The sequence below is a fragment of the Propionivibrio dicarboxylicus genome (genome assembly GCF_900099695.1).
GTDB classification, from domain to species: Bacteria; Pseudomonadota; Gammaproteobacteria; order Burkholderiales; family Rhodocyclaceae; genus Propionivibrio; species Propionivibrio dicarboxylicus.
Genome location: NZ_FNCY01000004.1, coordinates 99,150 through 122,800, shown reverse-complemented (window position 1 = coordinate 122,800; position 23,651 = coordinate 99,150). Strand labels below are relative to the sequence as shown.

General features: G+C 64.7%; 17 protein-coding genes. 14 read left to right on the top strand and 3 right to left on the bottom strand.

Translation table 11 applies throughout. The annotated features are described in order from the left end of the window. Positions 1–4 precede the first annotated feature (4 nt). The 8 genes from BLR25_RS06845 (at position 5) to BLR25_RS06810 (ending at position 8,858) form a co-directional block, all read left to right on the top strand. Entirely contained in the window at positions 5–1,744 is a 1,740-nt protein-coding gene (locus tag BLR25_RS06845) for a DUF3373 domain-containing protein (RefSeq protein ID WP_091935820.1), read from the top strand. 51 nt (positions 1,745–1,795) lie between these two features. After that, positions 1,796–2,107, top strand: a complete 312-nt coding sequence (locus BLR25_RS06840; RefSeq protein WP_091935817.1) for a hypothetical protein — start codon at positions 1,796–1,798, stop codon at positions 2,105–2,107. 95 nt (positions 2,108–2,202) lie between these two features. Next, a complete protein-coding gene (locus BLR25_RS06835) occupies positions 2,203–2,394 on the top strand; it encodes a YgaP family membrane protein (RefSeq protein WP_091936078.1) in 192 nt (63 codons plus the stop codon). Between the two features lie 234 nt (positions 2,395–2,628). Beyond that, positions 2,629–2,952, top strand: a complete 324-nt coding sequence (locus BLR25_RS06830; RefSeq protein WP_218122651.1) for an ArsR/SmtB family transcription factor — start codon at positions 2,629–2,631, stop codon at positions 2,950–2,952. A gap of 20 nt (positions 2,953–2,972) precedes the next feature. Next, positions 2,973–4,043: an efflux RND transporter periplasmic adaptor subunit gene (locus BLR25_RS06825; protein ID WP_176785781.1), complete on the top strand. Its 1,071-nt coding sequence runs from the start codon at positions 2,973–2,975 to the stop codon at positions 4,041–4,043. Positions 4,044–4,058: 15 nt separating this feature from the next. Continuing rightward, positions 4,059–7,265: an efflux RND transporter permease subunit gene (locus BLR25_RS06820; protein WP_091935808.1), complete on the top strand. Its 3,207-nt coding sequence runs from the start codon at positions 4,059–4,061 to the stop codon at positions 7,263–7,265. Next, the gene (locus BLR25_RS06815) at positions 7,262–7,471 is read left to right on the top strand and encodes a YgaP family membrane protein (protein WP_091935804.1); all 210 of its coding nucleotides are present in this window, start codon (positions 7,262–7,264) and stop codon (positions 7,469–7,471) included. The genes BLR25_RS06820 and BLR25_RS06815 overlap by 4 nt, the downstream gene beginning before the upstream one ends. A gap of 10 nt (positions 7,472–7,481) precedes the next feature. Beyond that, positions 7,482–8,858, top strand: a complete 1,377-nt coding sequence (locus BLR25_RS06810) for a TolC family outer membrane protein (protein WP_091936074.1) — start codon at positions 7,482–7,484, stop codon at positions 8,856–8,858. A 19-nt stretch (positions 8,859–8,877) separates the two neighbouring features. On the opposite strand, the gene BLR25_RS06805 is transcribed toward BLR25_RS06810, so the two are convergent. From BLR25_RS06805 to BLR25_RS06800, 3 genes are all read right to left on the bottom strand, one after another. Further along, a complete protein-coding gene (locus BLR25_RS06805; protein ID WP_091935800.1) occupies positions 8,878–12,285 on the bottom strand; it encodes a response regulator in 3,408 nt (1,135 codons plus the stop codon). Between the two features lie 101 nt (positions 12,286–12,386). Next, entirely contained in the window at positions 12,387–12,515 is a 129-nt protein-coding gene (locus tag BLR25_RS21760; RefSeq protein WP_281245569.1) for a hypothetical protein, read from the bottom strand. A gap of 78 nt (positions 12,516–12,593) precedes the next feature. After that, complete coding sequence (locus tag BLR25_RS06800) at positions 12,594–13,589, bottom strand: DctP family TRAP transporter solute-binding subunit (protein ID WP_091935797.1); 996 nt, start codon at positions 13,587–13,589, stop codon at positions 12,594–12,596. 253 nt (positions 13,590–13,842) lie between these two features. Here BLR25_RS06800 and BLR25_RS06795 point away from each other — a divergent pair, with 253 nt between their 5' ends. The 6 genes from BLR25_RS06795 to BLR25_RS06770 all read left to right on the top strand — a co-directional run bounded on the left by BLR25_RS06795 (position 13,843) and on the right by BLR25_RS06770 (position 23,650). Next, entirely contained in the window at positions 13,843–15,441 is a 1,599-nt protein-coding gene (locus BLR25_RS06795; RefSeq protein WP_091935794.1) for a ShlB/FhaC/HecB family hemolysin secretion/activation protein, read from the top strand. 52 nt (positions 15,442–15,493) lie between these two features. Next, a complete protein-coding gene (locus tag BLR25_RS06790; protein ID WP_176785780.1) occupies positions 15,494–20,569 on the top strand; it encodes a beta strand repeat-containing protein in 5,076 nt (1,691 codons plus the stop codon). Next, complete coding sequence (locus BLR25_RS06785; protein ID WP_091935787.1) at positions 20,526–21,287, top strand: FecR family protein; 762 nt, start codon at positions 20,526–20,528, stop codon at positions 21,285–21,287. The genes BLR25_RS06790 and BLR25_RS06785 overlap by 44 nt, the downstream gene beginning before the upstream one ends. Before the next feature lie 175 nt (positions 21,288–21,462). Then, positions 21,463–21,882: a hypothetical protein gene (locus BLR25_RS06780; RefSeq protein ID WP_091935783.1), complete on the top strand. Its 420-nt coding sequence runs from the start codon at positions 21,463–21,465 to the stop codon at positions 21,880–21,882. Between the two features lie 158 nt (positions 21,883–22,040). Further along, positions 22,041–22,757: a response regulator transcription factor gene (locus tag BLR25_RS06775; RefSeq protein ID WP_176785779.1), complete on the top strand. Its 717-nt coding sequence runs from the start codon at positions 22,041–22,043 to the stop codon at positions 22,755–22,757. A 47-nt stretch (positions 22,758–22,804) separates the two neighbouring features. After that, complete coding sequence (locus tag BLR25_RS06770) at positions 22,805–23,650, top strand: phosphate/phosphite/phosphonate ABC transporter substrate-binding protein (protein ID WP_176785778.1); 846 nt, start codon at positions 22,805–22,807, stop codon at positions 23,648–23,650. The last annotated feature ends 1 nt before the right edge of the window (position 23,651 follow it).

Below are 23,651 nucleotides of genomic sequence, written 5' to 3'. Positions count from 1 at the left end.
CATCATGGAGTTTCAGCGGAATTCCAGGCGGGTGATCGCCTGTCTTTTGGCCAGTCTGTTCGTTCCGGTGGCGGCGCACGCCTCGGATGCCGAGCTGCTCAGGAAGCTCGAGGCGATGCAGAAGGAGATCGAGCAGTTGCGCGCCCAGGTCAACGCCAACCAGGCCAGCCAGGAGAAGGCCCGGCAGGCGACGAGCGATCTGCAGGAGAAGGTGGCGCGTTCGGAAGAGAAATCGATGGAGAAGTGGCTGACGATCGGCGGCGATTACCAGTTCCGCGTCGACGGCCTGCGCGGCGAGACGCGGACCTTCACCGATGTGCCGGCGACCTTCGCCAACGCGCAGAATTCGCTGCAGGCGGCGTTTTTTGCCAACCCGACCGCGGGCAACGGCGCGGCGCTCAACGGCATGGCGCAGTTCGCCAAGGACATGGCCGGCGTCCAGTCCTATAGCCAGGCGCGCCAGTTCCTGGGGTCGAACTCGGCGATGCTCGGGGCGCTCAACGGCTACGCCAAGACGGTGCCGGCCTACAAGCCCGACAATTCAACGCTCTACACCAACCGTTTCGGCCTCGACCTGCACGCCAAGGCGACGCAGAACGTGTCGCTGACGACGCGGCTGATGATGTACAAGACCTTCGGCGCCTCCGATGCCGATGCCGTCACCAACAGCGGCAATTCGCCCTTCTTCGCCGACCGCGTCGGCGTTTTCGACGGCACCGTCGCGCACGTCCCGTCGAGCAGCTTCCTCAACGTCGATCGCGCCTATGCGACCTGGAGCAACATCGCCGACGAGGATATCTGGTTCTCGGTTGGCCGCCGGCCGTCGACCAACGGCGCGCCGAGCAATCTGCGTACGAACATGCCGCGTCCCGGCAATGGCGGCACACCGGCGCTGCTCGTCGACTATGCCTTCGACGGCATGACGCTCGGCTGGGCGCCGGATATCGACGGTCTGCCCGGCGCCTACGGCAAGATCTGCTACGGTCGCGGCTTCGAGAGCGGCTTCAGCCAGCCGCTCGGCAACTCGATCCAGGACACCGACATGGTCGGCGTCGCCGTCGTGCCGATCGACACCGATGCGCTGCGCGTGTGGACGCAGTGGAACCGCGGCATGCACATCTTCGACGCGCCGAAGATGACGAACACCTATTTCGGCAACACCATGCCAAAAACCAACCTCGGCGACATCGACTGGCTCGGCGCCGGCGTAATGGGGACTCTGCGCAAGGTCGGCGCCGGCGATCTCAATTATTTCGTCGATCTCGGCCTGAGCCGGACGCGGCCGAACAACAACGTGTCGTCGCAGTTCGGCTTCCAGGGGCTGCTCACCGGCGCCTTCTTCGATCCCGAGTCGCCGGTCGATCGCACCGGTTCCGCCCTCTACCTCGGCCTGCGCTACGACCTGCCGTCGAAGACCAAGATCGGCGTCGAGTACAACCACGGCAGCAAGAACTGGATCACCTTCGCGCCGTCGGCGATCGATATGTGGACGGCCAAGCTCGGCACGCGCGGCAACGTCTATGAGGCCTACCTGATCCAGGAACTCGAAAGCCGGCCGATCTCCTCGCTCGGCGCCAAGAGCTTCTTCCGCCTCGGCATTCAGTACTACGACTTCCAATATACCGGCAGCAACAACTGGGTCGGCGCGCCAGTCAGGATTTCGTCGATCAACGGCAACATGTCGACGACGACGCCCCTGGCCAAGGCCTACAACGCTTACGCGACCTTCGAGGTCCGCTTCTAGTCAATTTCACTCTCAGTCCCCGCATTTCTCACTTCATGAAAGGAATCCACCATGCGTTCACTGCTTCTTAATGCGCTCTGCGCGACGGTTTTTGCGTTCTCGGCGACGACGGCCCTGGCCGCCGACGTCAAGATGGTCGGCGTCGTCGAGAAGATCCAGCTCGCGCCCGACGGCAAATCGGCGAAGGCGACGCTCAAGGACAACAAGAGCGGCAATTCCGTTGTCCTGTCGATCGGCGACGACGAGACGCTCGACAAGTTCAAGGACAAGCGCATCCAGGTCGGCGACGAGATCCGCGCCCGCTTCGACGATGCCGGCGGTAACAACCAGAGCAAGTCCTTCCGCAAGACCGCCGGTTGCTAGGCGTTCCCGGGCCGGCGGGCGCCTTCGTTCCGGATGACGGAACCGGTGCTGTCCGGCCAAGTCTTATCGGCACAGGTCCTTTTCAGGAGATGGTCATGAAAAGTAATGTCGGTGGCATCGATAAGGTGGCGCGGATCGTTGTTGGCGTCGTTCTGCTCGGCTGCGCGTTTGCCGGTATCGGCGCGCCCTGGACTTATGTCGGCATCGTGCCGCTGGCGACCGGCCTGCTTGGCTGGTGCCCGCTCTATCCCGTGCTCGGCTGCTCGACCTGCAAGAAGGACGAGTAGGCGTCGACCGATACGGGTGGCTCCGCGCCGCTGGCGGAGCGCACCCGGACGTCCTATGCTGATGGTGTAGTCCCGGAGGGGGCGCGCCAGGCGGCGTCGTATCCGACTTTCTCGCATCCGTTGCCCTCGGGCGGGCACCGCCGGCCGGCGGCCATTTGTTACGGCTAACAATATATTGACAGATATAATATCAATACGTATATTGTACGCATCAACCACGCTGCACGAGGTCGTATGACACACCAGGAGCTGAGTATCGAACGGATGAACGCCGCAGCCGGCGAGGCGACGGCGATTCTGCGCGCCTTGGCCAACGAGTCCAGGCTGTTGTTGCTCTGCCAGCTGTCGAACGGCGAGCTGTGCGTCAGCGATCTGGAAGAGCGGCTCGATATCCACCAGCCGACGCTGTCGCAACAGCTCGGCGTGCTGCGTACCGAGGGTCTCGTGACGACGCGGCGCGAAGGCAAGAAGATTTATTATTCGATCCGCGACGCGCGGGTATTGACCTTGCTCAGGACCATGTACGAGGTCTTCTGTCCCAAAACGGAGGGTCGCTGACCATGACAATCGGGAATCGCATGAACGAGAGACTGAATATTCAGGCAGCGATGCCGGAGCGAGTGAGACGCGGCCTGCTGGCGCTGGTGCTGGGGGCCGTCGCGGCCTCCGTGGCGGTCGGCGCCGAACCGCTCGCCAGCGTGCCGGTGCGGCTGGATTCAGGCGGGGCGGCCTATGTCGCCGAGGGCGTCGTCGAAGCGGTGCGCCAGACCGTCGTTTCGGCACAGGTGCCCGGCGTCATCAGCCAGCTCGGTGTCAAGGCCGGCGATGTCGTCCGCAGCGGTCAATTGCTGCTGCAGATCGATGCGCGCGCCGCCAACCAGGCGAGCGTCGCCAGCAGCGCCCAGGCGGAGGCGGCACGCACCGCCTTCGAGGTCGCCAGCAAGGACTACGCGCGCCAGAAGCAACTCTTCGAGAAAGAATACATCAGCGCAGCGGCGATGGAGCGCGCCGAGGCGCAGTACCGCGCCGCGCGGGCGCAGGCCGACGCTGCCGGCGCCCAGGCGCAGGCCTCGCGCGTGCAGACCGGTTTCTTCACGCTTTCCGCGCCCTATGCCGGCGTCGTTGCCGACGTGGCGGTCACGCTGGGCGACATGGCGATGCCGGGCCGGGCGTTGCTGACCGTCTATGATCCCGCTGTCCTGCGTGTTACCGCCGTCGTGCCGCAGAGCCAGGCCGAGCGCGCCGTGCCGGGTGGCAAGCTGCGCATCGAGTTGCCCGGCGCGCCCGCGGCGCAGCGCTGGATCGATCCGGCGAAACAGGTTTGGCTGCCGGCGGCCGATCCGGCCACGCACACGCAACAACTGCGGCTCGAACTGCCGGCCGGCACGCGCGGCGTCCTGCCGGGGACCTTTGCGCGCGTGCATCTGCCGGTCGCGGCGGGCGCTGCGCAGCGGCTCTTCGTGCCGGCCAAAGCGCTGTTCCGGCGTGCCGAACTGAGCGCCGTGTATGTCATCGACGCCAACGGCCGGGCGCATCTGCGCCAGGTGCGGCCGGGACCGGTGGCCGGCGACGAGGTCGAGATCCTTTCCGGCCTGGCGGCCGGCGAACGCGTCGCCGTCGATCCGCTCGCCGCGGCGCGCACCCGCTGAGCGCCGGGGCCAGCCATGCAAAGAGAATTGAACATTTCCGGCCGCATCGCCGCCTTCTTTCAAAGCGCGCAGATCACGCCGCTGCTGGCGCTGGTCGCTTTCCTGCTCGGCGTTTTCGCGGTCGTCATCACGCCGCGCGAGGAAGAGCCGCAGATCAACGTGACGATGGCCAACGTGCTGATCCCGTTTCCCGGCGCCTCGGCCAAGGATGTCGAACAGATGGTCGGCATGCCGGCCGAGCAGGTGCTGAGCCAGATCGCCAACGTCGAGCACGTGATGCTGGTGGCGCGGCCGGGGCTGGCGATCGTCACCGTCCAGTTCGAGGTCGGCGTGCCGCGCACCGAGGCGCTGGTGCGCCTGCACGACACCTTGCAGAGTAATCGCGACTGGCTGCCGCCGGGGCTTGGCGTGCTCGAACCGATCGTCAAGCCGAAAGGCATCGACGATGTGCCGATCGTCTCGCTGACCCTCTGGTCCAAGGACAATGGCATCGGCGCCTACGATCTCGAACGCTTGGCGCACAGCATCGAGAGCGATGTCAAACGCGTCGCCGGCACGCGCGAGGTGACGACGCTGGGCGGGCCGGGGCGCGCCATCAACGTCGAGGTCGATCCGCAACGGCTCGCGGCGCACGGCGTCACCGTCGCCGATCTCGGCGCGACGCTGCGTTCGGCCAATGTCGGCATGCCGATCGGCGAACTCACCGCCGCCAATCGCGCCGTCGCCATCGAAGCCGGTCCCTTCCTCGAAAACGCGCAGGCGGTCGCCGACCTCGTTGTCGGCGTCAATGCCGGCAAGCCGGTCTTCCTGCGCGAAGTGGCGACGCTGTCGGACGGCGCGCCGCCGCCGACGCGCACTGTCTGGCACGGCACTGCCGGCAAGGATGCCGCCGAGTATCCGGCGGTGACGATCGCCGTGACCAAGAAGCCGGGCCAGAATGCCGTCGAGGTCGCCGATCGCGTCATCCGCCGCGTCGACGAACTGCGCAACACGCTGATCCCCGAGGCCGTCGAGGTCAGCGTCACGCGCAATTATGGCGAGACGGCCAACGACAAGGCGCAGAAGCTGATCCAGAAGCTCCTCTTCGCGACCGCGTCGGTCGTCATCCTCGTCTTTTTCGCGCTCGGCCGGCGCGAGGCGGCGATCGTCGGCACGGCGGTGATCCTGACGCTGGCGGCGACGCTGTTCGCCTCCTGGGCCTGGGGTTTTACCATCAACCGCGTCTCGCTGTTCGCGCTGATTTTCTCGATCGGCATTCTCGTCGATGATGCCATCGTCGTCGTCGAGAACATCCACCGCCACCAGGCGCTCGATCCCGACAAGCCGCTCGAGGAGATCATCCCGCCGGCGGTCGACGAGGTCGGCGGGCCGACGATCCTGGCGACGCTGACGGTGATCGCCGCGCTGCTGCCGATGGCCTTCGTCGGAGGCCTGATGGGGCCGTACATGAGCCCGATCCCGATCAACGCGAGCATGGGCATGCTGCTGTCCCTGACCGTCGCCTTCGTCGTCACCCCCTGGCTGGCGCGGCTCTGGCTCAAGCATGGGCATCACGGCGGCGCCGGCCTGGCGGCGAGGATCACGCCCTTCTTCCTGCGCGTCTTCGCGCCCTTCCTCGACGAGGTGCGCGGCAAGGCGCAGCGCGCCCGGCTCGGACTCGCCGTGCTCGGTCTCATCGCCGTTGCCGTGCTGCTGCCGGCGATCGGCTGGGTGCAGCTGAAGATGCTGCCCTTCGACAACAAGTCGGAGTTCCAGGTCGTCGTCGATATGCCGGCCGATGCGCCGGTCGAGCGCACCGCCGCCGTCCTGCGCGAACTCGGCGCGTATCTCGCGACGGTGCCCGAGGTCAGGCATTACCAGGCCTACGCCGGCACGGCGGCACCGATCAATTTCAACGGGCTGGTGCGCCAGTACTACCTGCGCAGCGGCGGCGCCGTCGGCGACCTCCAGGTCAATCTCGTGGACAAGCACCATCGCGACGCGCAGAGCCATGCCATCGCCATGCGCGTGCGGCCGGCGCTGCAGGAGATCGGCACGCGCCTCGGCGCCAACGTCAAGGTTGTCGAAGTGCCGCCGGGGCCGCCGGTGCTGGCGCCGATCGTCGCCGAGATCTATGGGCCGAGCGATGCCGGCCGGCGCCAGGTGGCCAAGGCGGTTCGCGCCATTTTCGAGAAGACCCCGGGCGTCGTCGATGTCGACGACAGCAGCATCGTCGAGGCGCCGCGCAAGCTGCTCGTCATCGACCGGCGCAAGGCGTCGGCGCTCGGCGTGCCGCAGGGCGCCATCGTCGCGACGCTGCGCGCCGGGTTGGCCGGCGAGGCGGCGGCCTATCTGCACGACCAGAGCAAGTATCCGGCGTCGGTCTCGCTGCATCTGCCGGTGGCGGCACAGGGCAATCTCGACGCGCTGCTGCAGCTTGGCGTCAAGAGCGCTGCCGGCCGCATCGTGCCGCTCGCCGAGTTGGTGACGGTCAGCGATACGCTGCGCGAGCAGCCGATCTATCACAAGGACGGGCTGCCGGTGAATTTCGTCGTCGCCGACATGGCCGGCCGCGTCGATAGCCCGCTCTACGGCATGTTCGAGACGCGTTCGCGCATCGCCGCCGCCGTCGCCCCCGATGGCGGACGCATCGGCGAGTTCTTCGTCGCGCCACCGAGCGATCCCTATCGCGGCTTCAGCCTCAAGTGGGACGGCGAATGGCAGATCACCTACGAGACCTTCCGCGACATGGGCATCGCTTATGCCGTCGGCCTGGTGCTGATCTATCTGCTGGTCGTCGCGCAGTTCGGTTCCTACCTGACGCCGCTCGTCATCATGGCGCCGATTCCGCTGACGATCATCGGCGTCATGCCGGGGCACGCGCTGCTCGGCGCGCAATTCACGGCGACCAGCATGATCGGCATGATCGCGCTGGCCGGCATCATCGTTCGCAATTCGATCCTGCTCGTCGACTTCATCAATTTGCAGATCCGCCAGGGCATCGCTTTCAAGGAGGCCGTCGTCAACTCGGCGATCACCCGCGCCCAGCCGATCGCGCTGACCGGCATCGCTGCCATGCTTGGCGCATTTTTCATTCTCGACGACCCGATCTTCAACGGTCTGGCGATCTCGCTGATCTTCGGCATCTTCGTGTCCACGGTGCTGACGCTGATCGTCATTCCCCTGTTGTATTTCATCGCCTATCACCGCCGTCTGCACCTGATCGAAAGGAGTCCCTCATGACCTCGTGGCGTCTCGTCCGGATCATCGCCGGTGCCTTCATTCTCCTGTCATTGGCCTTCGGCATCGAGGGCAGTCCGCTTTTCCTCAGCGCCTGGTGGCTGGCGTTCACCGCCTTCGTCGGGGCGAATCTGCTGCAGAGCGGGTTGACCGGCTGGTGCCTGATGGAATGGCTGTTGCGCAAGCTCGGCATTGCGCCGGGATGCTGAAAGGATGCTCATGAAACGATTCCTGGGACAGGGTGCCTGGCTGCTGGCCGGTGCCTTGCTGATGCCGTCGGCCGGGGCGATCAGCCTGCAGGAGGCCTGGGAGGCGGCGCGCGATGCCGATCCCGAGTTCGCCGCGGCGCACGCCGATGCCGAGGCCGGTGCCAAGCGCCGCGACCAGGCGCGGGCGCTGTGGTTGCCGTCCGTGAGCGCCAGCGCCGCGTCGGGACGGGCGAACAGCCAGTCGACGACGCGCGACGCCGGTTTTTCGGCGCCGGGTTTCGGCAGTTCGCGCAACGTCGATTTCCAGACCTCGGTCAATAACGGCAGCTTGAATCGCTGGACCGTCAACGCCGTCCAGCCGCTCTACAGTCGCGACCGGCTGGCGCAAAGCCGGCAGCTCGACGCGGCGGCCGAAGCCTCGGACGCCGGCTGGCAGGCGGCGCGACAGGCGGCACTGCTGCGCACGGCCGAACGCTATTTCGCCGTCCTCCAGTCGGAAACGGCGCTCGATCTCGCGCGTCGCCAGCAGGTCGCCGTCGAACGCGCCCTGGTCGAGGCCAAGGATCGTTACCGTCTCGGCGACAAGCCGATCGTCGACAGCCACGAGGCGACGGCGCGCGCCGAGGCGGTACGCGCCCAGGTGCTGCTGGCCGAGAGCGACCTGACGCTGCAGCAGCAGGCGTTCGAAGACCTGGTCGGCCGCCGTCCGACCGATCTGTGGCGGCCACGCACCCAGGCCGGCGAGGCGCCCGGCACGCTTGAGGACTGGCTGCAGAAGGCCGTCGACGGTAGTCCGACGCTGCGCATGCTGGCTGCCCGCCTCGTTGCGGCGCAGGAGGAGGCGAGCCGCCACAGCGTCGCCGCCGCGCCGAGCGTCGATCTCGTCGCCCAGTCGGGGCGTGAACGTCTGGCCGGCAGCGGCGATTACGGCGCCAATGCCCTCAACGACCTGCGCACGAGCATGATCGGCGTGCAGGTGACGATTCCGATCTTCACTGGCGGCATGCGCAGCGCGCGTCAGGAGGAGGCGCTCAAGCTCGCCGACAAGACGCGCTTCGAGAACGATCGGGCGCGGCAGCAGGTCGAGCAGGCGACGCGCGCGGCCTGGCTCGGCGTCACCGTCGGCGCGACGCGGGTGAAGGCGCTGGAAGCCAACGTCAAGGCCAGCCTGGCGCGGCTCGACGCCACCCGGCTTGGCCACCAGGTCGGCGACCGGACGATGCTCGACCTCCTCAACGCCGAGAACGACGCGTCCAACGCCCAGCTCGAATTGCTCAAGGCCCGGCTGGGTGTCATCCTCGATCGTTTGCGCCTGGCGGCGTCCGCCGGAATGCTCGACGAGGCGCTGCTCGAAACGGTCAGCCGCAGCGCGCTGGCGCGGGAATAGAGGACGCGCCTGCCGGCACTCAGGCGGCGGGTGCGTCGGGCGCCCGCCATTTCAGCAGCATGGCTTCGAGCTGCTTGGGGTCGATCGGTTTGCCGAGGTGATCGTTCATGCCGACGTTCAGGCAGCGTTCGCGGTCGCTCGTCGTCGCATTGGCCGTCATCGCGATGATCGGCACCGCCGCCAGTTGCGGGATGCGTCGCATCGCCTCGGTGGCTTCGAGTCCGTCCATCTCCGGCATCTGCATGTCCATCAGGATGAAGTCATAGTCGGCCTGCAGTGCCATTTCGATGGCTTTCTTGCCGTTGTCGGCGATATCGACGCGCAGGCCGAGGTCTTCGAGCAGCGCCTGGCCGACTTCCTGGTTGAGGTCGTTGTCTTCGACGAGCAGCACGCGCTGACCCGCCAGCCGCGTGTTCCGGAATGACGTGATGTCGGCGGGCGCGGCGGCACCCGGCTGGGGCGTCTGCTGTTCGAGCAGGCGTCCCAGTGCCTCGCGCAGCACCGAGGCCGTGAGCGGCTTGATCAGCACATCGGCGATGGCCTCGCTGCCCGCTTGGGCCATCACCTGGTCGCGCTCGTAGGCGGTGATCATCATCAGCAACGGCGGCTGTTCGAGCGCCAGCCGCCGGACTTCCGTCGCGGTCTGCAGTCCGTCCATCTGCGGCATCCGCCAGTCGATCAGTACGGCGTCATAGGGGTGGCCGGCGCCTTCGGCCCGGTTGAGCATGAGCAGGGCTTCGCGCCCCGACGCCGCGGTGGCATTGGCGACCGACAGGCTGTCGAGCATGGCGCCGAGCACCCGGCAGGTGGTCGGGTTGTCATCGACGACGAGCACGCGCAGGCCGGCGCCGGCGAGCACCGGCACCGTCGGCGGGGACGCGTCGGCGGCGATCCCGACACGGGCGGTGAACCAGAAGGTCGAACCCTGTCCGGCGACGCTTTCGACGCCGACCTCGCCGCCCAGCAGCGCCGCCAGGTTGCGCGAGATGGCGAGACCCAGGCCGGTGCCGCCGTGCTTGCGGGTGATCGAACTGTCGGCCTGGTGGAAGCTCCGGAACAGCTGCTCGCGCTGCGCCGTGTCCAGGCCGATGCCGGTGTCACGGACCGAGAAGCGCAGCAGCACGCCATTGTCATCCTTCGCCATGCGGGTGACGCGCAGGGTGATGTCACCGCGCTCGGTGAATTTCACCGCGTTGCTCAGGTAGTTGGCGAGGATCTGGCGGATTCGCATCGGGTCGCCGACGATTCTCGGCGGCACGTCCGGCGCGATGTCGATGATGATTTCGAGCCGCTTTGCCGCGGCCTGTTCGGCGGACAGGTTGGCGACGTCGTTGACGGCGTCCTCGAGCGTGAAGGCGATGTGCTCGATCGACATCTTGCCGGCTTCGAGCTTCGAGTAGTCGAGGATGTCGTTGAGGATGCCGAGCAGGTGTTGTCCCGAGGCCAGCATCTTCTGCATCTGGTCGCGCTGCTGCGGCGCCAGTTCGCTGCGCAGCAGCAGGTGCGCCATGCCGAGGACGGCGTTCATCGGCGTGCGGATTTCATGGCTCATGTTGGCGAGGAAGGCGCTCTTGGCACGGTTGGCCGCCTCGGCGGCATCTTTCGCCTGCTCGAGTTCGCCGGTCCGTTCGGTGACTTCGTGTTCGAGGTGATGCCGATGCTGATCGAGTTCGGCGATGATGCGCTTGTGCTCGGAGATGTCGCGCACGATGCCGATCGCCATCCATTCGTTCTGGTAGCGCAGCACCGACATCGACACCTCGATCGGGAATTCCTCGCCGTTCTTGCGCCGCGCGATCAATTCCAGCGTCTTGCCGACGGCGCCGTCGTTATCGTCGTCACGCAGCCGCGCCAGTCCGCTTTCGTAACTCTGTCGATAGCGTTCTGGAACGACGTGATCGTGCAGGACCTGGCCGAGCATTTCGTCCGTGTCGTAGCCGAAGATGCGGCTCGCCGCGTCGTTCCAGAACTGGACGACGTCTTTCTCGTCGAGAATGACAATGGCGTCCTGGGCGGCGGCGCTGACCAGCCGGAAGCGGGCTTCGCTGTCGCGCAGCGCCTGTTCCGAGGCGACGCGCTCGCTGATGTCGGTGGCGATGCCGCAGAGCGCATAGATTTCGCCGTCGGGGCGGCGCAAGGGCAGCCGGGTCGTCCAGTAGGTGCGCGTCTGGCCGCTCGCCCGGTCGACGCGCGTCTCCTCGGCCTGGATTGTCCGCCCCGCTTGCAGCACCGGTGTGTCATCGATGGCGGCGGTGCCGGAGTGCGCAAGGAGTTCGTCGTCGCGGCGCCCGATGATCGCGTCGAGTTCGGCACCGAGCAACTGGCGCAAGGGGCGGTTGGCGTAGAGATAGGCGCCGGCGGCGTCCTTCAGGTAGATGAGGCCATTGACGTTGTCGAGGATGTCGCGGAGTTTTTGCTCCGAGGCCATCCGTTCGCGTTCGGCGGCCTCTTTTTCTTCGACGCGTCTGGCCAGGTGCCGGGTTTGCCGGTCGAGTCGCGCGCCGCCCCAGAGCAGCAGGGCGGTCATCGTCAGCGCCAGCGTCGCCAGGATCGCGATGTTGCGTTGCCAGGCCGGCGCGAAGTCGGAGATGGCGCGGCCGACGGTCATCCAGAACGGCGCGTTGTCGAATTTCTGGTAGGCGTAGACGCGCTCGACGCCGTCGAGCGGCGCGACGGTTCGATAGACGTACTGGGTTTGTCCCGGCGCGTCCTGCATCATGTCGCGGATCGTTTTCGAGACATTGCGGTTGCCGATGTCCTGGTTGGCGCCGCCGAGCGCCGGGTGGCGGGCCACCTGCGCCAGGTCGCCGGTGCGGAGATTGACGACGCCTGAACTGCCGAGGTCGAGGCCGGAAAACTGTTGTCCGATCATGTCGACCGGCAGGATGGCGAAAATGACGCCGACAAACGCGCCGCGGCTGTTCTGCAGCCGCCGCGCCAGGACGATGACCCATTCGTCGGTCAGCCGCGATTGCAGCGGTCCGGCGTAGAGGCGGCCCAATTCACCGCCCTTGGCGCGACGGAAGTAGTCGCGGTCGGAGAGGTCGGTCGGCGGGCGGTTCTGGTCGGCGAATCCGCTGTTGACCACGACGATGCCATTGGCGTCGGTAATGCCGATGCGCGATACCGCGTCGTAGTGAATGATTTCGCGATGGATCTGGCGGAGCAGCATGTCGGCGCCGGCCGGACCGCGATCGGCGGCATCGAGATAGCGGATGCCGACCGACAGCAGGAAGGCGTCGGTGTGTTCGAACGCCGTATCGATCTGCCGCGCCAGCACCTGGGCGGTGTTGGTCACCGAGATCCGGGCCATGTGGTAGCGCTCCTGCCACTCCTGCCAGCCGATGAAGGCCGAGAGTGCCAGAATCGTCGCAACGGAAAGCCAGGTCAGTCCGGTGTAGATCGAACGTTCGCAGGGCACGCGCATGTACTTCTCCACGGATGCCGTATCGGCAAGCGTCCTCCTGATGATGAATCAATATAGCCGGTTTGCTCTCCGGACGACACTACAATCGAGCGGCCACGGGCTCAGAATCCGGTTTCGCGCAGCAGCACCGACAGCGCGTTGCGCAGGAAGGGGCCGGCCGGCGCTTGCCAGGCGCCGCGGATGACGCGACCAGCATACTGCGACTTGAGTGCGGCGTGGCAACGTGGCACTCCCGCCGCCGAGACGAGTCGCCCGGCGGCGGGTTATGGCTGTGGCATGAGCCCGGCAGGTTTTGCCGGGGTGCTGGTTTACTTCCTGGCGGCCAGTGCCGCGTTGACCTTTTTCAGCCAGGCGTCGCCATTCCTGGCGATGAAGTCCTTCTCGATCTCGGGGCGCAGCTTGTCGCGGAATGCCTTGGGATCGACGTCGTTGACCTGCATGCCCTTTTGCTTCATCTCCTCTACGAACTTGGCCTCGTTTTCGTTCGAGAACTTGCGCATGGCGACCGCACCGGCGTAGGACGCCTTGAGCAGGATGTCCTGTTGCTGCTTGGGCAGGGCCTTGAAGGTCTTGAGGGTCATGACCTGGATCAGCGGGCCGTACAGGTGGTGCGTCAGCGACAGGTATTTCTGTACCTCGTAGAACTTGCGTGCGTAGATGGTGGCGATCGGGTGTTCCTGGCTGTTGATGCGGCCTTCCTGGATCGCCTTGTAGATGGCGCCTGACGGCATCGGCGTCGTTTCGGTGCCGGCGAGCTTCCACAGTTTTTCGTAGACCGGGCTGCCCGGCATGATCCGCATTTTCAGCCCTTCGATGTCCTCGGGGCGGGTGATCGGCTTGGTGTTGTTGGTGATCGAGCGGATGCCGTTTTCCCAGAAGCCGAGTCCCTTCAGTCCGTGCGGCTCGAAGACGCCGAGCATTTCGCGACCGAATTTGCTGTCCATCACCTTGTAGGCCTGCTCGACGTTTTCGAAGAGGTAGGGGATGTCGAAGATGTTGATCCGGCTGTCGAGTGCGGCGAAGTAGCCGGCGCCGCCGAAGAAGATGTCGAGTTCGCCTTTCTGGACCATTTCGATCATTTTCGGACCGCTGCCGAGCTTGCTGTCCGGATAGAACTGGAAGTCGATCTGTCCCTTCGACAGTTGTTCGGCGACCCGCGCCATTTCCTTGGCGCCGACGCCTTGCGAGCTTGCCATCGAACTCTCGAAGCCCATGCTCAATACCAGTTTTTCACCCGCCATCGCCCCGGCCGTGGCGATGCCAATTGCAATCGCCGCCAGAGCCTTGCCGAACCGCTTGTTCATCGCCCCCTCCTTGTCGGATAACCGTCGTGTTGTCGATGTGCTTCGATATTTATCTGTTTTCGGTAGCGCGCAGCCTGTCCGGGCTGTGCAATTTATGCAATGCAAATGAAGGCCGGGCAGGTACTTTGTATTGACATGGGCATGAACGGTGAACTAACTTTACACAAATTAGCAATGCTATTCGTATGGTTATATTTTTGGGGCGGCCGGTTGCCGGCGATTGCCCTTTTCTCGAGCGGATCAGGGTGGCGATATGGGCAAGGCAGGGGCCTGGCGGACGGGCGTGACATGCGGTTTTTTTCTGGTAGCCGCGTTGCCGCTGTCGGCGCAGGAAACGGCGAAGTTTTCCATCGATCGCTTCGAGATCGTCGGCAATAGCCTGCTGTCCGCCGACGACATCGCCCGGCGGATCGCGCCTTACACCGGGCCTGGCAAGGTTTATGGCGACGTCCAGAAGGCGCTGGAAGCGGTTGAGGCGGCCTATCGCGAGCGGGGTTTCGGCGCGGTCCAGGTGACCGTTCCCGAGCAGGAGATCACGCAGGGGGTTGTTCGTCTCGACGTGGTCGAAGCGAAGATCCGGACCATCGCGGTGAATGGCAACGCGCATTTCGACGAGGCCAATATCCTGGGCAGTCTGCCGAGCCTGGCGCTCGATACGACGCCGAACGCCCGCATTCTTTCCGAACAGGTACAGCTCGCCAACGAGAATCCGGCCAAGAAGGTCGATGTCGTGCTGGCGCAGGGCGAACAGGACGACGAACTCGATCTGCGGATCGACGTCAAGGACCAGAAGCCGTGGTCGGGCTTCCTGACGAGCGACAACACCGGCAACCTGTCCACCGGTCGCGATCGCAGCGGCTTCGTCCTGCAGCATGCCAATCTCTTCGACCGCGACCAGGTCGGGACCTTGTCCTACACGACCTCGCTCGAACATCCCGATCGCACCAAGGTGTTCGGCGCCAGTTACCGGCTGCCGATCTATGCCCTTGGCGACAGCATGGACGTGATCGTCGGTAAATCCGACGTTGCCGCGGCAACGGCGACGACGGTGGCCGGACCGCTGCAGTTCTCCGGCAAGGGGATGGTCTACGGCCTGCGCTACAACCACATCCTGCCGCGGCGCGGTGAATATTCGCATCGCTTCGTCTTCGGTATCGACCAGCGTGAGTTCGACAATTCCTGCACCTTGAACGGGCAGGCGGTGTGCGGCTCCGGTGGCGCCGACATCACGCTGCGGCCGGTCAGCGTCACCTATACCGGGCAGTTCGATCATCCGGGCCGGACGAGCCTGTTCAGTCTTTCGGCGGCGACCAACCTGCCCGGCGGGAAGAATGCCCGGCAGGAGGATTTCACGCTCAACCGGACCAATGCCAAGGCAGGCTACACGGTCTTCCGCGGCAATCTGTCGCACACGCAGAGTTTTGCTCGCGACTGGCAGTTCCGTGTGCTGGCGGCCGGCCAGTACACGCAGGACGCACTGGTCGCCGGCGAGCAGTTCGGCATGGCCGGATCGACGGCGGTGCGCGGCTTCAACGAGCGGGCCGTGACCGCCGATCGTGGCTACTACGGGACGGTCGAGCTTTACAGCCCCGATCTCGCGGCCTCGGCCAAGCTCGGCGGCAATCTGCGCCTGCTCGGCTTCTACGATCACGCGGCGGGCAGCTTCAACCAGTTCGCGCCGGGCGTTTATTCGGCCGCGCATATCAGCAGCGCCGGCGTCGGCTTCCGTTATTCGATGGGGCAAAAGCTGGCCTTGCGTGGCGATCTGGCCCGCGTCACCGACAGCGGGCCGAAGGACACGGCGCTGGAAGGTTCGTGGCGCGGCCATGTCGGCATGGTCATCGGTTTCTAGGGATTGCGATCCGGTCGGGGCGGTTCCCCGGGGATCGGAGAGGCGGGATATCATGAAGAAGCGGCATAGCAAATCGGTTTTCGCTCCACGGGCGATCGCCTTGGCCGTCGCTGGTTGTTTCAGCGCCAGCCTGTCGTTGGCCAATCCGGTCGGTCCGGTGGTGGTGTCGGGGAGCGCCGCCTTCGCGACGCAAGGCAATGTGCTGACGGTGACGAACAGTACCGGCGCCGTCATCAACTGGCAGGGATTCTCGATCGGCGCCAACGAAACGACGCGTTTCGTCCAGCCGTCGGCGGCGAGTTCGGTGCTGAACCGCGTCGTCGCCGCCGATCCGTCGGTCCTGCTCGGGACGCTGCAGTCCAACGGTCGCGTCTTCCTGATCAATCCGGCCGGCATTCTCGTCGGCGCCGGTGCGGTCGTCGATACGGCCGGTTTCGTCGCCTCGACGCTCAATCTTTCGAACAGCGATTTTGCCGCCGGAAAACTCAATTTCACGGCGACACCGGGTGCCGGTGCCGTCAGTAATTACGGCACGATCACGACGCCCTCGGGCGGTGCCGTCTATCTTGTCGGCACCCAGGTCGAGAACCACGGCATCATCAAAACGCCGAACGGCGAAACCCTGCTGGCGGCCGGTCAGACCGTGCAACTCGTCGATACGGCAACGCCCGGCGTGCGCGTCGAGATCACCGCCGACAAGGAGCAGGCGCTCAACCTCGGTCAGTTGCTGGCGGAATCCGGACGCATCGGCGTCGTCGGCGCCGTCGTCAGGAACAGTGGCCGGATTTCGGCAAGCAGCGTGACGCAGGCCGGCGGGCGCATCTTCCTCAAGGCGACGCAGGACGTCGCCGTTGCCGGCAACGGCAGCGTCGAGGCCACCGGCGTCACCGGCGGGCAGGTCGATATCCTTGGTAATGCCGTTGTCCTGGCGGATCAGGCGCGCGTCGACGTCAGCGGCGCGCAGGGCGGCGGGACGATTCGCGTCGGCGGCGACACGCAGGGCAAGGGGAGCGATGTTCAGAATGCCCTGACCACGACGGTTGGCGGCGATGTCGTGCTCAAGGCCGATGCGCTGACGCAGGGCAACGGCGGCAAGGTCGTCGTCTGGTCGGACGAGGCGACGCGCATGAACGGCAGCATTTCCGCGCGTGGCGGCAGCGAATCCGGCGATGGCGGCTTTGTCGAGACCTCGAGCCGGACGCTCGATTTTTCCGGGGCGCGAGTCGATGCCTCGGCCACTCGCGGACAGGCCGGGTCGTGGTTGCTCGATCCCGATAGTCTGACGATCAATTCGAGCGGCGCCAGCGCCCTGGGTTCGGCGCTCGATGCCGGGACGTCGGGCACGAATGTGCATCTGTACAACAACACGTCGGCCTATGGCAGCGTCGTCGGTGATGGTTACGGCAGTATCAACGTCAGCAGTCCGGTCAGCTGGACCAAGGCAAGCGAACTCTGGCTCGACGCCGCCAGTTCGATCAACCTCTACGCGGCGATCTCGGCCAGCAATTCGGCCGCGCGTCTCCGTCTCAACGCCGGTTCCGGCGGTATCTATCAATCGTCATATGGCTCGAACACGATCGGTGTGGCGAATCTCCTGATCGAATCGGCGGGCTATGTCACCCTGCCGTATCTGTCGGTCGACACGCTCGCGGGGGCAGTGACCAGCGGCTCGGCGTCCTTCTCGAACGCCAAGGCAATGAGGATCGGCAGCTACACGCCGACGGACGGCGGTGGGACGATCAACGGTTTGAACGTGAGCGGTTCGCTTTCGATCGATACCGGCGCGAATGGCCTGACCATCGATCGTCCGCTTGCAAGCGCCTCCATGGTGTCCCTGAACGCCGGTGCCCTGACCAACAATTCGACGGTGACGGCGAGTGGCAATATCAATGTCATGGCCGACAAGGTCGAGCTCAACGCGCCGACGAGCGCGACTTACAGCCTAGATGCGGGTAGTGCCGGAAACGTTAACATTTCGCCGCGAACCACGGCGCAGACCATTGAACTCGGCGGAAGCAGCAAGAACGCTTCGGCAACCGTGCAGAGTCTCACGCAGGCCGAGTTGCAGCGCATCCGGGCGAATTCGCTGACCATTGGCAGCTACGCCAATGCCACCCCGCCGGACATCACGGTGGTCGGCGACCTTGACCTGACGACCGGTGGCCTGAGCTCGCAACTCGCCTTGTATTCAGCGTATTCGAGCACGGTCGGTGGTACGGTGACGGTCAATGGGGTCGTTTCGGTGCCGAACGGCTTTTTTGCCAACGCCGGGACGTTCACGAACAACTCGGTCATTCGCAGCACGGCGACGAGCAGTTCGAGCGGTTCCATCCTGAACACGATCGGTATCAGCGCCGGCAAGATCAACCTCAACGCGCCAGCCGGGGCGACCTACAGTCTCGACGCCGGCAGTAACGGAGCGGTGGCGCTCGCGCCTTATACGGCCGACGCCCAAATCGAAATTGGCGGGAATACCAAGAACGCAGCGGCGGGCGTGCTCAGTCTCACGCAGGCCGAGTTGCAGCGTGTGCGGGCCAATTATCTGAATGTCGGCACCAATTATTGGATTGGCAACGGTTCCTATTACTGGAACCTTGGCAATTACTACTACTACAACTGGAGCGGCGGCGGCGCCGTCACGGTGGTCGGCGATCTCGATCTGACGACCGGCGGGCTGGTCAGCTCGCAGTACATGTACTATCCGGGACTTCGGATTTCCACCGGTTCGCAGGGGTCGGTGACGGTCAACGGCATCGTTTCCGCGCCGAGAAACATCTCGATCAGTACCGGAACCTTCACCAATAACTCGGTAATCAGGGCGGTCAGTTCAGGGGATTCTTCGAACGAATATTCCTGGATCTCCATCAACGCCGACAAGATCAACCTCAATGCGCCGACCAATGGCGCGCTCTATGGCGTCGATGCCGGTGTCGGTGGTTCGGTGTCGATTTATCCGAGCTACTCGAGCCAGACCGTCGAACTCGGCGGCTCAAGCAAGAATGGCAACAGCGGTGTGCTGAGCCTGACCGAAGCCGAATTGCGCAGAATCCGCGCCGACTATCTGAGCATCGGCAGTTACTACTACGTCAGCGAGTCTGCTTCGTACGGCGGGGCGATCAACGTTGTCGGCGACCTCGACTTGACGAAGAGCAACGACAGCGCGCTGGCGAGCGGCGGGTTGAGCAGCGGGTTGGAACTGTATGCCGGTCCGCTCGGATCGATCACCATTGGCTCGGGGGTTACCAAGGTGGCGGCGCCGGACGAAGTGCGTCTCTATGCCGGCACTGTCCAGAACACGGCAGCCACTATCCAGGCTCCCGGAAACGGCAGCGAGTCTCCATCGATCTCGATTGTGGCCGATACGATCAATTTCGGCAGCGGTCGGATCTTGACCGGCACCGGCGGTTCGGTTGACCTGTCGCCGATGAGTCCTTCGAGAAACATCCAGGTGGGTGGGAGCAAGGTGACGACCGCGCTGAGCGTGACCGAAGCCGAACTGCGGCAGCTTGCCACGGACAATACCTATCTTTCGATCGGGAGCGCTTATCTGGGCGGGCAGTTCGTGCAGGGGAGCGCACTTGACCTGACGGGTACTCAGGCGAGCATGGCGCTCGTTTCCACCGGTGGTTTCAATGTTGCCTATCCGATCACGACGCCGCATGCCCTCGTGCTGGCATCGAGTAACGGCGCCATCAGCCAGTCGGAATCGGCGAAAATCACCTCGCCGTATCTGGTCGCGCTTGCTGCGAGCGGCATCGCCCTCGATAACACGCTCAATCAGGTCAAGAACGTGACGATGCAGACGGCGACCGGGTCCGTCGCTTTCCGCAACCAGGCGTATGACGCGACGGGCAAACTCACCGTGCTGCCTTTGTCGACGCTGTGTTCGAACTACGACGTCGACTGTTACACCTATACCGACAGCCTCACCAATACGACAACGAAATATCTGTCGATCGGCAGGGCCGGCTATCCGGTCACGTCGTTCACGGCAGGCATCAAGACGAATCAGGGGAACATCACGCTCGCGAACCAGGGCAGCATCGCGCTGGCGGCGCCGGTTGCCACCAACAAGACCTCGACCGATGGCCTCGTCTTTATCGAAGCGGTCGGTACCGGTGCGGCAATCACCGATGAAGGAAGTTCCGCCGATGTCGTCGCCAATCGTCTCTACGCGACCGCCGATGGCGGCATCGGCAGCGCGACGAGGCCGTTGTGGACGCAGGTATCGCTTCTGTCGGCCGAAGGCGGTGCCGGCAGTCTGTACCTCGCCAATACCGGGGCCTTGACGACCGGCGGCATACGCGCCACCGGCGACATCTCGATCACGGCGAAAAGTCCGCTGACGATCGCATCGGTCGGCAGCGTGACGAGCACCGGCAATAATTCGATCACCCTGGTCGCCGGCGCCACCGGCAGCACGGCGACGACCGACGTGCTGACGATCGACGGACCCGTGACGACCTCGGGCGCAATCAAGCTGCGTGCCGGTAACGGCATCACTGGCACCCAGGTGCCGAGCGGATCGAACGTCGTGGCGACGGGCAATATCAATTCGATGACGACGGCGACACTGAGCCAGTGCCAGGCGGATGCGGGATTGCCGGGATGCTCTTCGGTGCTGGCGGCTGCGACGCCAAGCATTACCGAGCCTTCGGTGACGACCACCGTGCAGACGACGCAAACGCAGACGGTAACGACGCTCAGCACGACCGAAAGCAAGACGGGAGCATCCTCGACCTCGTCGGTGGTCGCCGCGGTTTCCTACACCGCAACGACCGCGCAGACCACGACGACAACGGCGACGACCACCCAGCCGACCCAGACGCTGGCCGGCGGCGTCGTCGGCGGCGAGACGTCCAACAGTTTCGGATCGACGTCGTCCGATAGCGGCAGCAGCAGTTCGAGTACGACGACCGTTGCCAGCAGCGCTTCGTCGTCGGGATCGTCCTCGAGCAGTTCGACCAGCGACAGTAGCGGTTCGAGTTCGGGTTCAAGTTCCAGTTCAGGTTCGAGTTCGTCCGAATCAGGGCAGTCGTCGAGCGGCTCATCGAGCGGCTCATCGCGCAGCGGAGATCAGAAAAATGCCAAAGGCAAGACCGGTTATGGCCAGTGCGTCATTCGTTAGCGTCCGGCGATTCTTTTTCCTGGCCGCCTGCTGTCTGGCTTCCGTCGCCGGCGCGCAGGAGGTCGTGATCGGCACGGTGACGCACCTGTCCGGGGTGTTTTCGGTGCAGCGCGCCGACGGTGCGGCCAAGATGCTCTCGGTGAAGTCGGAAATCCGCGAGGGTGACCTGCTCAAGACCGAGGACGATACCTATGCGCGCATCAAATTCGTCGATGGCGGCGAGGTTGTGTTGCGACCGAATACCCAGTTCAAGGTCGAGAAATACGGATTCGCCCCTGACGATGCGGACAAGGACAATGTCGCCGTCAGCCTGCTCAAGGGCGGCATGCGGGCGGTGACCGGTCTCGTCGGCAAGCGTTCGCGCGACAAGGTGAACTACTCGACCGCCGTGGCGACGATCGGGATACGCGGGACCAATCTGGGCGCCTTGTTCTGCCAGAACGATTGCGGCGGGATTCCTACCGTCACCGGCGCGCCGCCGCCCAACGGCTTGCACGTCGATGTCGCGCAAGGTGCGATCGTCGTCACCAACGGCGCCGGGACGCAGCAGCTGAATGCCGGTCAGTTCGGTTTTGTCGGAGGCCCGGCTCAGCCGCCGGTGATCATGCCGCCGAACCAGGGTATCCAGGTGACGATACCGCCGGCGATCGCCATCAACAGCGGTCGCGGGCTCAGTCCCGCCGCCGCCGCGGGCGGGTCGGCGGGCTGCGCGCCGTAAGCGCCATTGCCGCGCCGCCCTGGCGCTTTCTCTGCCCGAATGCCGGCGCCAAGCCGGCAAGCATAAGTGCGAACGCGTATGGATTTGCACGGATAGGCGGCGGATACTTGTTCGCACGTATATCAAAAGTGGATCCGGGCAGTGTCTCCGCGTCGGGCGGAAAGCAGGTATTTGAATGCCATATCAAAGCGAGTTCGAATCAAACGGCATCTATACGAAGTTCTATGGCCGTATTCATGCCGGCGAGATCGAGGAGGCCAGTCGGCGTTTGCGAAATCATCCGCTCGCCCTCGGCCGCATCGACTATTGCGTTTGCGATTTTCTCGACGTCGATGAATTTGTCATCACCGATTTCGAGGTGCTCATGCTCGCGGCGCATGACCATCAGGCCATCGACATCAATCCGGAATTGAGGATCGCCATCGTCGCCGCCGACGCGCGCGTCAAGGCGATTGCCCGCTTGTATGCCGGTTCGCCGTTGATGCGTCGCAATGCCGGGATCTTCGCTAGCCTCGACGAGGCGTACGAGTGGGTCGACTCGGCCTATGGCGCCCATCCGGGGAAGACCGGCTTCGTCGACGTCCGCGTCGCGTAGCGTTCCGTGACGTCCTTTCCCCGCCACTGCGCCAGCGGTGCTGTCTCGCGCTGCCGACGCTTCGGTGCGGGAATCGGCCGAACCGCTCGCGTAAGCATTGACGAAGCACATGCAGGCGGACTATCTTCGGTCTGGTCATGTATCTTGGTTGCATGCCAATGAAACGCACGATGCTCAGGGAGAGCTCGCCTCAATGTGACCCGGCGCCGGCGGTTGGACCGTCGGCGCCGGCGAGCGATACCGTCGCGCCTGGCGACGCGGCCGTGGCATGGGTCGTTGATGATGACAAAATCATTCGTCGGCAACTGGAAGGGCTGCTTGTCCGCGAGGGGCTGACAGTCAGGGCATTTGCGTCTTCGGCGGATTTTTTGGCCGAAGTCGACGATCGGCAGCCGGGCTGCATCCTGCTCGACGTCGAGCTTCCCGATCGTTCCGGCATCGAGTTGCAGGCGGATCTGAATGCCCGCAGCATCGGCTTGCCGGTGATTTTTCTTACCGGCCACGGCACCATCCCGATGGCGGTCGATGCGCTGCGCTCGGGCGCCGTCACTTTTCTCGAAAAGCCGGTGGCGGCGGGGCCGCTGCTGCAGGCGGTGAGGCAGGCGCTGGCGGTCGATGCGAAGAGCAGGAAATCGCGGGCGCGGGAGCAGAATCGCTTGCAGAAACTGCAGAAGCTGACCGGGCGCGAGCGTCAGGTGCTCGATCTGGTGGTGCAGGGCTTGTCCAACAAGGAAATCGGTCGTGTGCTCGGCATCAGTTTTCGCACGGTCGAGATTCATCGTTCACGTATCATGACAAAGCTGGAAATCGAGTCGGTCATCGATCTCGTCGAACTGGCCAGACCCCCGACGACGGAGGGTGTAGGCGGCCGATAGTCGCAATGCATCGGCGCGTGGCGGGGACAGAATATTCCGGAGAAATTATGGGACGAAGACTGCTTATCTTGATCGTGCTGGTGCTGACCTGCGGCCTCTGCGTCGCCGCGCCAACTGCGGCGACGCCGCAGGGAGCGACATCCTTCAGGATCGGCGTGGCGCCGCATACCAGCGCCCGCGTCATCCTGCAGATGTATCAGCCGTTGCGCGCCTATCTCGAGCGGACGCTCGGGCGGCCGGTGTCGATCGTGACGGCGGCCGATTTCACCGAATTCGCGAAGCGCGGCCTCCAGAACGAATTCGATCTCGCCATCACCACCGGACATCAGGCGCGCCTGTTCGAAAGCGATGCAGGCTATCTGTCGCTGCTGACCTACAAGGCCGATTTCAAGGCGGTCGTGCTGGTCGAGCAGAAGAGCCGCCTGCAGAAGCCCGCCGACCTCGCCAACAGTACCGTCATCGGTCTGTCGCCGTCGTCGCTGGTGACGATCTGGGGCCAGCACTGGCTGTTTCGCAACGCCATCCCCAATGTGCAGATGCGTTATGTCAGCGCCTCCGATAGCGCGGTGCAGCTGGTGCTCAACGGCGAGGGCAGCGCCGGCATGACCTCGCTCGCCAACTATCAGAACCTCAAGCCCGAGGTCCGCGATCGCCTGCGCATCCTGGCCGAGAGCCTGCCGCTGGCGGGCCGGGTGTATATGCTCAACAAGCGTCATGCCGAACTCAAGGACAAGATCGTCGCGGCGCTGTGGAGTTTTGCGGCAACGCCGGAGGCCGCCGAGTATTTCGAGAAATACAGCCTCGAAGGTTATCGCAAGCTCGAACCGCGCGAACTGGTGGCCATGGAGCCGTATGCCAACGAAGTACGCAAGACCTTGCGTCAGGAGAAATGAC